Annotated in this window: 10 protein-coding genes; 5 read left to right on the forward strand and 5 right to left on the reverse strand. The window is 71.3% G+C overall.

The annotated features are described in order from the left end of the window. Positions 1–3: 3 nt before the first annotated feature. From EV657_RS03160 to EV657_RS03175, 4 genes are read right to left on the reverse strand one after another with little or no spacing between them, the layout of a single operon-like run. A complete protein-coding gene (locus EV657_RS03160; RefSeq protein ID WP_134077101.1) occupies positions 4–1,029 on the reverse strand; it encodes an MBL fold metallo-hydrolase in 1,026 nt (341 codons plus the stop codon). After that, the gene (locus tag EV657_RS03165; protein WP_243837471.1) at positions 1,017–2,747 is read right to left on the reverse strand and encodes an ABC transporter permease; all 1,731 of its coding nucleotides are present in this window, start codon (positions 2,745–2,747) and stop codon (positions 1,017–1,019) included. The genes EV657_RS03160 and EV657_RS03165 overlap by 13 nt, the downstream gene beginning before the upstream one ends. Positions 2,748–2,751: 4 nt before the next feature. After that, a complete protein-coding gene (locus tag EV657_RS03170) occupies positions 2,752–3,717 on the reverse strand; it encodes an ABC transporter substrate-binding protein (protein ID WP_075784257.1) in 966 nt (321 codons plus the stop codon). Between the two features lie 2 nt (positions 3,718–3,719). Continuing rightward, a complete protein-coding gene (locus tag EV657_RS03175) occupies positions 3,720–4,814 on the reverse strand; it encodes an ABC transporter ATP-binding protein (RefSeq protein ID WP_134077103.1) in 1,095 nt (364 codons plus the stop codon). 228 nt (positions 4,815–5,042) lie between these two features. Here EV657_RS03175 and EV657_RS03180 point away from each other — a divergent pair, with 228 nt between their 5' ends. The 5 genes from EV657_RS03180 to EV657_RS03195 are packed head-to-tail and all read left to right on the forward strand — an operon-like array spanning position 5,043 to position 12,397. Next, positions 5,043–6,572, forward strand: coding sequence for a B12-binding domain-containing radical SAM protein (locus EV657_RS03180; RefSeq protein WP_134077104.1), 1,530 nt, complete (start codon positions 5,043–5,045; stop codon positions 6,570–6,572). Then, complete coding sequence (locus tag EV657_RS03185) at positions 6,569–8,278, forward strand: AMP-binding protein (RefSeq protein ID WP_165828144.1); 1,710 nt, start codon at positions 6,569–6,571, stop codon at positions 8,276–8,278. The genes EV657_RS03180 and EV657_RS03185 overlap by 4 nt, the downstream gene beginning before the upstream one ends. Continuing rightward, positions 8,266–10,455: a cytochrome P450 family protein gene (locus EV657_RS21420; protein ID WP_166673627.1), complete on the forward strand. Its 2,190-nt coding sequence runs from the start codon at positions 8,266–8,268 to the stop codon at positions 10,453–10,455. The genes EV657_RS03185 and EV657_RS21420 overlap by 13 nt, the downstream gene beginning before the upstream one ends. Further along, on the forward strand, positions 10,452–10,715 hold the full coding sequence (locus EV657_RS21425; protein WP_165828142.1) for an acyl carrier protein: 264 nt from the start codon (positions 10,452–10,454) through the stop codon (positions 10,713–10,715). The genes EV657_RS21420 and EV657_RS21425 overlap by 4 nt, the downstream gene beginning before the upstream one ends. Continuing rightward, positions 10,712–12,397 (forward strand): carbamoyltransferase family protein, encoded by a 1,686-nt coding sequence (locus tag EV657_RS03195; protein WP_134077105.1) that lies wholly within the window; start codon positions 10,712–10,714, stop codon positions 12,395–12,397. Before EV657_RS21425 ends, EV657_RS03195 begins: the two co-directional genes overlap by 4 nt. A gap of 13 nt (positions 12,398–12,410) precedes the next feature. Here EV657_RS03195 and EV657_RS03200 read toward each other — a convergent pair whose 3' ends face one another. Continuing rightward, positions 12,411–13,103, reverse strand: a complete 693-nt coding sequence (locus EV657_RS03200; protein ID WP_166673628.1) for an FkbM family methyltransferase — start codon at positions 13,101–13,103, stop codon at positions 12,411–12,413.

The following is a 13,103-nucleotide window of genomic DNA, read 5'->3' on the forward strand; positions in this document are numbered from 1 at the left end:
GTCTCAGATCTCCGTTTCGGGATGGGTCCAGAGCCGCGCGCCCAGCCCCTCGGCCAGACGCGGGGCGGTTGCGATGTCAAGAAAAGCGGGCAGTACCCGGCGCGCGCCGGTCGTTCGCACCAGCGCCAGAAGGTCGGGCAGGGTCGGATGCACGTTCCAGGGCAGCCAGAGCGCCTGCCCGGCATCCAGCAGGCGGCGCGCGGGCGTGCCGTCGGGCACATGGCTGGAAAAGACGAAACGGAACTCCTCGCGCGCCAGAAGCTCGGCCGCCAGTCCGCGTTCGGCGTTCGAACTGACGCAGACGATGGCCCGGTCGGGCCGGGCGGTTGCGGCATCGACGATCTCGGGCAGGGTGCCGGTGGCCGCGGCCACTTCGCGCCCGATCACGGCATCGGTGGCAACGCACAGCCCGGCCCCGGCCAGGGCCGCCACCATGTCGGCGCCGCGCCCCGCCGCCGGACAGCACAGTACCGCGCCCGCCGCGGCCGCCCGGGCCATGGCGGCGATCTGGTCGGCAAGCCGACCCTCGCGGTCGCCATACGAGGCGTCAAGCACCAGCGTCGCGGCCTCGGGCAACGGATCGACCGGCAGGCGCGGCGCCTCGGGACAGATATCGCCGGTATAAAGCAGCCCGCCCGCGGGCGTGGCCAGATGCAGCCAGACCCCGCCCGGCGCATGACCCGCGCGGCCCAGGGTCAGGTCGAGCCCCATCAGGTCGACGCGGCCCCGTTCGGGCAGCACGCGCGCGCGTCCGGGCCGCAGCCGCTCGGGCAGAAAGCCCAGCGTGCGCGCGGTGGCCAGAACCGGCGGGTCGCCGACCTCGTCCAGCCGGTCGAGCGCGCCCGCATGGTCCTCATGGGCATGGCTGAGCACCACCGCATCGACCCGGCCGATGCCGGTCAGGTCGGGACGATCGCCCGGTTCCAGCCCGTCGCCCAGGTCGAACAGGACCCGCCGCCCGGACATCTCGATCAGGAAGATCGCGGCGTTTTTCCGGCCGAGCCCGCTGATCGCGGTCAGTCGCGCCATGGCAGCACCCCCTCGGGCAGGCGGCGGCCGAAGGCCAGGCTTGCCAGCATCAACCCCAGCACGACCGCCACCATCAGGCAGCCCACCGCGGCGGCCAGCGTCGAGGAACCGGCCTCGTCGAGAAAGATGATGGTGGGCCCGATGGTCTGCGCCCGCGACGACACCAGCAGGACCGAGGTCTGGATCTCGTTGATCGCCGACATGAAGACCAGGATCGCCGAGGCTGCTGCGGCGGGCGCCAGCGACGGCAGCACGATGTCCCTGAGCCGCGCGATCAGCCCCGCCCCCGCGACCTGTCCCGCCTCGTCCAGCGCCCGGTCGATCTGGGCATAGCCGCCGAGGACCGGCCGCAGCGCCAGCGCCAGGTAGTTGGCCAGATAGGCCGCCAGGATCACCCAGACGGTGCCGTAAAAGCTGGTGCCGATCAGCGGCATCGGGCGCAGGAAGAACAGGATCATCGCAACGCCGATGATGATGCCGGGCAGCGCATAGGCCAGTTCCGAGGCCAGCTGCAAAAGCCGCGCCACCGGCCCGCTGCGCCAGCTCAGCACATAGCCCAGCGCGACCGAGACCGGCACCAGCACCGCGACCGCCAGAGCCGTCAACCAGAGGCTGGTCAGGAACGCCTTGCGGATGCCCTCATGGTGAAACAGCGCATTGGCGAAATTCTCGAAGGTGATCGTGTCGGGACCCAGCGGCTGGCCGTAGCCGCGCACCAGTGCCGTGCCCAGCAAGGCCGACAGCGGCAGCAGCAGGCAGGCCGCGAGATACCCCCAGGCCAGCAGCCCCGCCGGGATCTGCCAGCGCCCCAGCGGCAGGCGCAGCCGCCGCGCGGCCCCTTCGACGCGCTGGTCGCCCCGGCGGCCCAGCCAGCCGGTCAGCCCCATGCCGACCACCGTCAGCCCGGCCAGCATCAGCGCCATCAGCGCCATGTCGTTCAGCGCCGAGGGACCGTAGGCGTTGAGGCGGCGATAGATCAGGGTGATCAGCGTCGGCACCCGGGCGGGAATGCCCAGCATCGCCTGGATCCCGAAATTCCCGATCGACGAGACGAAGGCCAGCGCCGCCCCGGCAAAAACCGCCCCGCGCACCAGCGGCAGCACGATATCCCGGCTGAGCGCCAGAGGCCCGGCCCCGGCCGCCCGCGCCGCCTCGACCAGATCGGCGGGCAACCGGCGCAACCCGGCGCGCACCGACAGGAAGACCAGCGGCGCGTTGTAGAACCCCAGCAGCAGAACGATGCCCCAGGCGGAATAAAGCGGATGCCGCATCCCCGGCGGCAACGACAGGCCCAGCGGCCCCAACAGCGGGCTGGCCGGCGAAAACGCCTGCACCCAGGCCAGCGCGGTGACCTGCGGCGGGATCATCAGCGGCAGCACGAAGCCGAAGACCCAGAGCGTGCGCCCGCGCAAATCGGTCAGCCCCGCCAGCAGGGCCGCCAGCGTCCCCGTCACCGTGGCCAGCGCCGTCGCGGCACAGGAAATCCAGATGGTGTTGATCGTGGCCTCGGCGACCCGGCGCCCGCCCAGCACCTCGGCGATCCGGGCGGCATCGAACGTGCCTGCGGGGAACAGCGCCGCCTGCACCAGCCGCGCCAGCGGCAGGATCGACAGCGCGCCCACGAAAAGGACAAGCCCGGCCAGCACCAGCCATTCGCCCGGCACCCGGGGCAGGAGCGCCCGTCGCGGGCGCCCCCCGGTCTCGACCGAAAGGCTCACGCGGTCAGAGCCCGAAGATCTCGGCGAATTTCGCGCGGACCGCCGCGTCGGTCCGGACCGCCGCGTCGGCATTCAGCGGCAAAAGCGTCATCGAGGCGAGATCGGGAAAGCCCTCGGGGCCCGCGACGCCCGGCAGGATCGGCAGATTGCCCTGTTTCGCCACCAGTTCCTGACCTTTCCGGGACAGCAGGAAGTCGACGAAGGTCTTCGCGGCCTCGGGCTGGTCGGTGGTCGACAGGATCGCCACCGGTTCGGTGATGACCGAGACGCCGTCCTTCGGCGCGATATAGTCGATGGGCGAGCCGTCGGCCTTGGCGCGCAGCGCGTTCGCATCGACCAGGATCGCGTATTTCGCCATGCCCGAGGCCACCGCCTTGGTCGCCGGGCCGTTCCCGCCCTCGGGCACGATGTCCAGATCGTTGAGGCCCTCGTAGAAGGCCCAGCCAATCCCGGGGGCGTCGATCAGCGTGTGCAGATGGCAAAGTGCGGCCCCCGAGTAAAGCGGGCTCGGCACCGCGATCTGGCCGCGGTTTTCCTCTTTCAGCAGATCGGCCCAGGTCTCGACCGGCTCGGCGATCTCGGTGTTCCAGGCGATGCCGGTAGTGATCGCCTTGGTGCCGAAGAAGGTCATGTCGGGGTCGTACATGGCCGGATCGTAGGCCGCGACCGGGGCGTCCGTGTAGGGCAGCAGGTGACCGCCCGCCTTCAACTCGCCCAGGTTGATGACATCGGCCACCAGCAGCACGTCGGGCTGGACCTGACCGGCCTCGATTTCCGCGCGCAGCACGTTCATCAGCGCCGAGGTGCCGTTGCGGGTCCATTCGACCTTGATGTCGGGATGCGCGGCCTCGAAGGCGTCGACGGTTTCCTGCGCCTGTTCCGGCGCCTGGCTGGTGTAAAGCGTGATCGTGGTTTCGGCCGAGGCGGCGGTCGCCATCAGACCGGCGGTGGCAAGGGCAAGAAGACGCATCGTTACAGTCCTTGAGCGGGGAGGGAGGGGAGAGAGGGATCGGGAAGCACCCAGCCGTCGGTCAGCGCGACGGTCACGCGCTGGCCCCGCTCGATCCGGGCGGGGGCGGCGACGTTGAGGCACAGCGAGACGCCGCCATCGGGTCCCGCCGCCAGTTCGGCGCGCAGGTGATGGCCGCGAAAGGTGGCGCGGGTGACGGTGGCGGCCACGCCCTCGCCCCCGGTCAGGTGAAGATCGCCGGGATGAAGCGCGATCCGGGCGCGCGGCCGGGGCCGTTCGCCGGGAGCGCAGCGCAGGCGCACCGGTGCGCCCAGCAGCCGCGCCTCGGCCCGGCCATCGCCCAAGGGCGCAAGGTCGGTCACCTCGACCACCCGGCCGTCGCCGATAAAGCCCGCGACCATGGCGCAGGCGGGTTCGCGAAACAGCCGCTCGGGCGGGGCGAATTGCACGATCCGGCCCGCCTCCATCACCGCGACGCGGTCGGCCAGCGCCAGCGCCTCGGCCTGATCGTGGGTGACATAGACCATGGTTGCGCCGGAGCGGCGGTGGAAATCGGCGAACTCGGCTTCCAGCGTGTCGCGCAGATGCACGTCGAGATTGGCCAGCGGCTCGTCGAGCAGCACGACGCGGGCCTCCATCGCCAGACAGCGCGCCAGCGCGACCCGCTGGCGCTGTCCGCCCGACAGATCGGCGGGCCGCCGCGCGGCCATCTCGCCCAGTCCGACCGTTTCCAGCACCGCTTGGGTGCGCGCCTCGCGCGGGGCCCGGCCCATGCCGCCGACCTTCATCCCATAGGCCACGTTGCCCGCGACGCTCATATGCGGCCAGAGCGCATAGGTCTGGAACACCACGCCGACGCCCCGGCCTTCGGGCGGCAGATGCACACCCGGCCCCGAAACCAGCCGCCCGCCCATCCGGATGCTGCCGCGATCGGGCCGCTCGAATCCGGCAAGCAGCCGCAGCAACGTCGTCTTGCCGCAGCCCGAGGGGCCGAGGATCGCCACGAACTCGCCCGCCCCGACCGCCAGGGATACCCCGCCCAGGACCTCGGTCCGGCCGAAAGACTTGCCGAGGTTCTGGATGTCGATGGCACTCATCACGGGCTCCGGACGCGGGATTGCACAGCATTGCAACCACGCGCCCTTCCTGCCGCCCGAATGAAACGGTTTTGTGTACGCCCCCTGACAGACCGATGAAATCTGCCCGGATCGGCCGCCGCGCCTGCAACCGCGCGTTGCGAATTGCAGTTTACGAACGCCTTCGCGCCCCATTAAGATCGCACTCGAAAACCGGGCACAAAACGTGCCGGGCTGAAGGAACCAGCCTTGCGGATCTACCTGATCGCCCCCGCTCCGGACGATGCGTCCGACACCACCGCCGAAATCAGCATGGCTGGCGTCAAGACGCCCTACACGCTGTCGGCCGCCGCCGGGATCGTGTCGGTGGCAGCCCTCCTGCCCCAGGAGGCCCGGATCCGGCTGTGCGACGAGGTCGTGCAGGAGGTCGATCTTGAGGCCGAGGCCGATCTGGTGGGGCTGTCGATCAATGTCTCGCAGGTCGCGCGCGGGCTCGAACTGGCCGCCGCCTTCCGCCGCCGCGGGATACCGGTGGTGATGGGCGGGGCGCATGTGTCGCTGGCGCCCGAGCTTTTCCGCGGCAAGGCCGATGCGATCGTGATCGGCGAGTTCGAGACCGCCGCGCCGCGCTTTGCCGCCGATCTGAAGGCGGGCGGATTGCAGCCCGAATATCGCTGCGGCCAGGCCGACATGGCCGAGACGCCGCTGCCGCGCTGGGATCTTTACCCCAATGACCGGGCGATTTCGGGCGTGGTGCAGACCTCGCGCGGCTGCCCGTTCGATTGCACCTTCTGCGACGTGATCCAGTATGTCGGCCGCAAGCAGCGTCACAAGCCGCCCGAACGGGTGCTGGCCGAGCTGCGGCAGCTTTACGATCTGGGCTATCGCGAAGTCTCGCTGAGCGACGACAATTTTACCGTCTACCGCCAGCGGACCCGCGCGCTTCTGGAGGCGCTGATCGCCTGGAACGGCACCGGAGGGCGCCACCCGGTGCGGTTCTCGACCCAGATCTCGATCGATGCGGCGCGCGATCCGGACCTTCTCGCGATGTGCAACCGGGCCGGGCTGCGCCAGGTCTTCGTCGGAATCGAGACCGGCAACCCCGAATCGCTGGCCGAGGCCAACAAGCGGCAGAACCTCAGGATCGACCTCGGCGACGCCTGCCGGACGGTGGTCGGGGCGGGCCTGACGATCCGGGCCGGGCTGATCGTCGGCTTCGACCATGACGGGCTCGACTGTTTCGAGCGGCAGTTCGCCTTCGCCCAGAGCCTGCCCATCGTGGGCTTCAATGTCAGCGCGCTGGTCGCCCCCTACGCCACCCCGCTTTACGCCGAGATGAAACGCGCGGGCCGGATCGTCGACGAAGACACCCACCGGCTGGCGGCAGGCACCCGGATGACCAACCTGATCCCCGCCCGGATGACCCGCGAACAGCTGACCGAGGGCCGCGACTGGCTGAAGGCGGCTCTGCTGGCGCCCGACGCCGCGATGGCGCGGTTCGAGACCTATGCCCATACGCTTGGCAGCCCCTGCCAGGACATGACCCGGTCGGCCTGGGCCACGGCCTCGGCGCGCCGCCATCCGCTGCACGAACTGGTGCCGCTGATGATGAAGGACAAGGGCGCGCGCCGGGTGATCGAGGGCGTGCGCGACCTGATCGCCGCGCGCCCCGAGATCGGCTATGACCTGACCTCGATCCTGACGCTGCACCTGTCGGAATGCGCCCGCGCGGCCGGGCACCGGGCGAGGATCGGCCGACAGCTGGAGACCGTGGCGTGACCCGCGCCGTCCCGGACCCACCCCCGACCGCTCTGGCACGGGCGTTGGCGCAGACCTTCGCCGACCGGCCCGAGCGCGAACGGATCGTGATCCGGTCCCGGCAGGGCGCGCGCGACGTCTTTACCGGGGACCGGCTGGCCGCCGAGGCCGGGGCCGTCGCCCGGGCGCTGCGCGGCTGGCTGGGACCGGGACCGCACAGTCTGGTGCTGGCGCTGCCCGCCGGGGCCGAGTTCGTCGTGACGCTTCTGGGCGGGCTTCTGGCCGGCGTGACCCTGGTGCCCGTGCCGGTGCCGCGCCCCGGCAGCCATTCCGACCGCTTCCGCCATATCGCCGCCGACAGCGGGGCCGCCGCCGTGCTGTGCCTGCCCGCCCATGCCGAGGCCGTCGCGGCCGCGCTGGCGCTGGACGGGACGCCGCCCTGCCCGGTCGCGACGCTGCCGCTCGACCCCGCCCGGCTGCCCGACCCGGTGCGGCCAGCCGCCGCGCCGGATCTGCCGGTGGCGGTGATCCAGTATACCTCGGGCTCGACCCGGCTGCCGCGCGGGGTGCGGGTCACGCCGGACAACATCCTGGCCAATGCCGTGCTGGTCGCCCGGTGCTGGGGCGTGGACGTGCACGCCCGGTTCGTGAACTGGCTGCCGCACTATCACGACATGGGGCTGATGGGCGGCATTCTTTATCCGCTGCTCTGCGGCGGGTTCTCGGCGCAGATGTCGCCGCTGGACTTCATCCGCCGCCCCGCCCTTTGGCTCGAGGCCATCGCGGACGAGCGCGCCGGTTTCAGCGGCGGCCCGGCCTTCGCCTTCGCCGACTGCCTGCGCCGGATCGCGCCCGACCACGCCGCCCGGCTGGACCTGAGGTGCTGGCGCCGCGCCTTCATCGGGGCCGAGCCCGTGCCCGCCGGGCTGCCCGCGGCCTTTCACGCCCATTTCGCGGCCGCCGGGCTGGCGCGCGAGGCGGTCTTTGCCTGCTATGGCATGGCCGAGATGACCCTGTTCGCCGCCGGGCTGCCGGGCCCCGACCGCCCGCCGCCCAGTGCAGAGGCCGCGCGGGCCGTGGCGCCCTGCCGCCTGACCCCCGAACTTGGCGCGGGCCTCGCCATCGTCGACCCCATCGCCCGGACCCGCCGACCGGAGGGCGCCGAGGGCGAAATCTGGCTGCGCGGCCCGTCCCGGGGCGCGGGCTATCTGGGCCTGCCCGGCGACACCGCCGAAACCTTCGGCGCCGCGCTGGACGACCCGTCCGACGCCTCGGGCTGGCTTCGCACCGGCGATCTGGGCGTGATCGCGGACGATGCGCTTTATGTGACCGGGCGGATCAAGGATGTGGTCTTCTGCAACGGCCGCACCCTCGCAGCGCCGGAAATCGAGTGGCTGGCCTGCGGCAGTTCTGACGTGCTGAACCCGATGGCCGCCGCCGTCTTCATGCCCGACCCGGCCCGGGGCGGGCAGGCCGTGCTGCTTGCCGAACTGCGCCTCGGCGAGACCCCGCCCGACCCCGACACGCTGCGCCGGACGATCCGGCGAGCCGTGACCGGGGAATGGGGGCTCGATCTGGTCGAGATCCTGTTCCTGCCGCGCGGACGGCTGCCACGCACCAGCAGCGGCAAGATCCGCCGCCGCGCCGCAGCCGAGCTGTGGCGGGACGGCGCCTGGCCCCCGGAGACCGTCCCATCCGTGAAGGAAATGCCAGAATGCCCGTCGTGAACAGTTCTGCCTGGGACAGCCCCGACCGGTTCGTGACCGACCCCGATGACGTCGCCGCCCTGTTGCGCGACCCGCGCTTCACCGTGGGCCAGCTGGCCACCCATCTGGACCAGATCGCGGCGCGCGGCGGGCCGCGCTTTCCGCACCTGGCCGAGATGGCGCGCCACGCCTTCGCCTTCCAGACCGGCGAGGCCCATCTGGCCGCGCGCCGCGCCACCGCCGCCTTCTTCGCAGCCCCTGCCCTGACCGCCTGGGCGCCGGTGGCCCACCGCGCCTTCGCCCGCGCGCTCGACCGGCTGGAGGCGGCCGAGGCGCCCGACCTCATGCGCGACTATTGCGAGGGGGCGTTTCTCGACTTCGTCCGCGCCTTCGCCGGGTGCCCGGGCGGCACCGACGAGCGGGTGCTGGAGCTGATCCGGGTGGCCAACAACACAACCCAGCCGATGCTGTCGCTGAGGACGCTGGGCCGGATAGACGCCGCGCTGGGCGAATTGCTGGGCTATCTTTCGACCGATCCAATGCCGGGGGTCGACCCTTCTCTCGAAGGCTTCCCCGCCTTTCTTGAGCGCCGCAAGGACCGGCTGTCCGATCCCGCCGCCGCGCCCTATATCGCGCTGTCCGCGCTGGTCGGCAGCCACACCGTCGCCCAGTCGCTGGCGCTGGCGCTTTACGGCCTTCTGCTGGGCGATGCCGAGCACTGGCGGGCGGCGGCCGAACCGGGCTGGACCGACGCCGCGCTCGACCGGATGATGTCGCTGTACCCCTCGACCCTGACCCTGGTCAGGATGGCTGAAGACGACGTCCGGATCGGCGATTGTCCGTTCCACAAGGGCGAGGCCGCGGTGATGGACGTGGTCGCCGCCAATGCCGAACTGCGCCGCCGGGTCCCCGACGGCTCGGCCCATCTGTCCTTCGGCACAGGGCCGCATAAATGCCCCGGCGCGCCGCTTTCGCAGCTTTTCCTCGGCCGGGCGATCCCGGCGCTGGCGCGGCGCTTCCCGCAGCTTGCGCTGCATCGCGACGGCGTGCGGTTCCACGTCACGCCGCTGGTGCAGTATCCCGTGGCGCTGCCCGTGACGCGCGACGCGCGGTCGCGGCGGCTGACCGGGCGGATGGTCGAGATCCGCGATCTGGACGAGGCCCGCGCCATCGTCAACGACGACGACACCTGGTCGCCGCCCCGGATGGAGCCCTATCTGACCGCTCTGGCCGACCGCAGCGGCCGCGACCTCGACCTGGCCCGGCTGGTGGCCCGGAACGCGATGTTCTTCATGTCGGGCGAGCGCCATGCCGCGATCCGCCGGGCGGTGGCCGACAGCCTCGGCGGCAACCGGCTGGCGCGCTGGCAACCGCTGATCGAGGCCGAGACCCAGGCCGCGCTGGCCCGGCTGGCCGCCGCCGCCGAACCCGACCTGATCGCCGATTATGCCGATCCGATCTTTCGCGGCATCGCCGGGCCGGTCCTCGGCATTTCCCCGGCCGATCCCGAAAGGTTCGACGTGCTTGCGCCGATCCTGCAGGACGTGCTGGAGCCCTGGCTGCCGATCCGCGAACTCGACCGGTTGCAGGACGTGATCGGCGAGATCCTGGCAGGCCTCCGGCCGCCCGCGACCGACGGCCTGCCCGGCACGCCGCTCTTGACCCGGCTGATGGACGAGGACCTGCCCGACACCGACGAGACCGACATCAAGGCGCTGGTGCTGGTGATGTATGGCGCAAGTTTCAACATGGCCCATACGCTGGGCAACATCCTGCACCATCTGCTGACCCTGCCGCCCGAGGACCGCAAATGCGCCGCCGATCCGGCCTGGATCGATGCCGAGCTGGAACGCCTGATCTCGCTCTGCGCCTCGCCCAAATACATCTATCGCATGGCCCGCGGCCCGGCCCGGATCGGCAGGATCGAGATCCGGCCACACGAGACGCTGCGGCTGCAGCTGCTGTCGATCGACCGGGGCGTCGGCACCGGCAATCTGGCCTTCGGCCACGGGCTGCACCGCTGCGTCGGCGCGGCCCTGTCCAAGCGGATGCTGCGCACCGCCCTGCCCGCGCTTTTCGCGCGCTTTCCGGGGCTTGCGCTCAAGCCCCAGCGCCATCGCTATTTCGAGATGACCCAGACCGTGGCACTGGCAACGCTGCCCTGCCGGCTGGGCTCCACAGGAAAGGACCGACCGTGACCAGAACCCTGACACCCCCCGCCCCGGAAGTCGTCGACTTCCTGACCGCCGGCATCGCCCGCTTCACCAAGCAGGACCCGGCCGCGATCCGCCCGGATTCGGTGCTGGTCGATCTGGGGCTGCAATCCATCGACGCGGTGCTTCTGTCGGGCGAGGTCGAGGATCATTTCCGGATCGAGCTCGATCCCGCCACGATCTTCTCGCACGAAACGGTCGGCAGTTTCGCCTCGGACATCACCAAGCGCCTCGGGGCGCGATGACGACCTGGTATCTGGGCCTCTCGACCTCGGGCCACGATCCGGCGCTGGCGCTTGTCGACGAGACCGGGCGCGTGGTCTTCGCCGAGGCGACCGAGCGCTTCTTGCAGGACAAGCGCGCCTGGGGCGTGGTGCCCGACCATGTGCCGCATCTGGCGGCGGCGCTGGCGGCCGTGGGCGCCGCGCCCGGCGACCGGATCGTGCCCGTCACCAGCTGGGCCTCGGTCAAGGCCGATCTGGGGCTCAAGGTGCATGACGCGCTGCTGCCCGCCTCGGACACGATCTGGATGCAGGGATTGCAGGCGCAGATGCAGCAAAGCGCGGGTGCCTCGCTTCTGCGGCTGGGCTTTGCCCGCGAGCGGCCAGAGCCCATGCGGTTCGATCATCACCTCTGCCATGCCGTCGCCGCCTGCCATTTCGCGCCGGTCGCGGACGCCGCCTGTCTGGTGATCGACGGCGAGGGCGATGTCGGTGCGGTGTCGCATTTCCGGCTGACCGACCGGCGGCTTTCCCGCGGCTGGCGGTCCTGGGGGCCGGGCAGTCTGGGCACCTTCTATGGCTGGCTCACCGGGCTGTGCGGCTTCGACTGGCGCGAGGGTGAGGAATGGAAGGTGATGGGCCTTGCCGCCTGCGGCCGGGCCGATCCGGCGCTGGTCGAGACCCTGGCCGGTCTGCTGTCGGCCGATCGCGGACGGCTGCGCTTTGCCGACGACGCCGCCATCGCGGCAATCCGCGCCGCGGTCGAGCCGCTGGCCCGCGGTCCGGCCACGCCGGTGACCGACGCGGCCGATCTGGCCGCGGCCGGGCAGGCCGCCTATGCACTGCTGGCCGATCAGGTGCTTGAGGCCATCGCCGAAGACGGTCCGGCCTTGATCCTGTCGGGGGGCTGCGCGCTGAACTCGTCCTATAACGGCACCATCGCGGGCCGGACCGGGTTCGACAGCGTCTTCGTGCCGCCCTGCCCGGCCGATGACGGCAATGCCATCGGCGCGGCCCTTCTGGCCTGGATGGCCGATACCGGGGCCGAGCGCATCCCCTTCGGCGGCGGCACGCCCTTCCTCGGATCGGCGCCGCACACAAAGACGCTGGAGGCCGCCCGCCGCGCCGCCGCATCGGGCCATGCGGTGACCGATGTCGCCGGGCGGTCCGCCGAGGCGGCGGCCGCATTGCTGGCGCAGGGCCGCATCCTGGGCGTGATGCGCGGACGGGCCGAATTCGGGCCGCGCGCGCTGGGCAACCGATCCATCCTGGCCGATCCGAGGCCCGTCGGCATGAAGGACGCGATCAATGCCCGGGTGAAGGGGCGCGAGCCCTACCGGCCCTTCGCCCCGGTTCTGGCCGAGGCCGATCTGGCCGACTGGTTCGACCGCCCGCAGCCCTCGCCCTACATGTCGATGACCCTGCCCTGGCGGGCCGGGGTCCGCGACCGGGTGCCCGCCGTCGTGCATGACGACGGCACCGGGCGGGTGCAGACGGTCGGCCCCGACAGCGCGCCGTGGATGGCCGATCTGGTCGCGGCCTTCGGGCGCGAGACCGGCGTGCCGGTGGTGCTGAACACCAGCTTCAACATCATGGGCAAGCCGATCCTGCATTCGGTCGAGGACGCGCTGGGGATGCTGGCGACGACCGGGCTCGACGCGGTGCTGATCGAGGATGTCCTGATCGAGAAGCCCGCGCACCCCTGAGCGCGGGCCCCCCTTAGTCCCGCACCGCCACGATCAGCCCGTCGGGCTGATGCGCGGGCGCCGGGTCGCTGTGGACCACCCGCCAGTGCTGGCCCAGAAGCGCGCAGCACTCGGCGAAGAGATCGTCGCCATGGGTGCCGACAATCCAGCGCCGCACCCTCTCGGCCTGCCCGGCCTCGACGATCCGGCGCAACAGCGCCAGTTCGGCGCCCTGCACGTCGAGCTTGGCCAGATCGACCGGCCGGGCCTCGGCCGCGATCAGCGCCGCGATGTCGCGGGCCGCAACCCGCAAGCCCCCTTCGTCCGCCACACGGGACGAGAAATCGGCCGCCTCGAAGCAGACGTCGCCCTCGGCCACATGGGCGGCCGCCTCGATCAGCCGCAGCCGGTCGGGTGCGATGCCGTTCAGCGCCCGATTCTCGCGGATCGCGGCGGCATGGTCGGGCAGCGGCTCGAAGGCCACCGCCTCGGCGCCCGGCCGTTCGTGCAGCAACAGCAGCGTATAATAGCCGATGCCGCAGCCGATATCGTAGACCAGCGGATCGGCGGCCGGGATCTCGCCCAGAAGCGTCAGGAACCAGTGTTCCTCGACCGGCTCGTGCAGATTGCCCGCCTGCGCCTTGACGTAGCGGTCGACCTGATGGTCGAGCACGTGGCGCCGGTAGACCCGGACGCCATTGCCGAAACTGTAGATGTCGTCCTGCAT

The organism is Rhodovulum visakhapatnamense, assembly GCF_004365965.1.
Classification (GTDB): Bacteria; Pseudomonadota; Alphaproteobacteria; order Rhodobacterales; family Rhodobacteraceae; genus Rhodovulum; species Rhodovulum visakhapatnamense.

What these genes read in the sequence shown, in the direction of transcription:
- EV657_RS03160 (WP_134077101.1), bottom strand. Translation starts at nt 1,029, where the DNA reads ATGGCGCGACTGACCGCGATCAGCGGGCTCGGCCGGAAAAACGCCGCG.
- EV657_RS03170 (WP_075784257.1), bottom strand. Translation starts at nt 3,717, where the DNA reads ATGCGTCTTCTTGCCCTTGCCACCGCCGGTCTGATGGCGACCGCCGCC.
- EV657_RS03175 (WP_134077103.1), bottom strand. Translation starts at nt 4,814, where the DNA reads ATGAGTGCCATCGACATCCAGAACCTCGGCAAGTCTTTCGGCCGGACC.
- EV657_RS21420 (WP_166673627.1), top strand. Translation starts at nt 8,266, where the DNA reads ATGCCCGTCGTGAACAGTTCTGCCTGGGACAGCCCCGACCGGTTCGTG.
- EV657_RS03195 (WP_134077105.1), top strand. Translation starts at nt 10,712, where the DNA reads ATGACGACCTGGTATCTGGGCCTCTCGACCTCGGGCCACGATCCGGCG.
- EV657_RS03200 (WP_166673628.1), bottom strand. Translation starts at nt 13,103, where the DNA reads ATGCAGGACGACATCTACAGTTTCGGCAATGGCGTCCGGGTCTACCGG.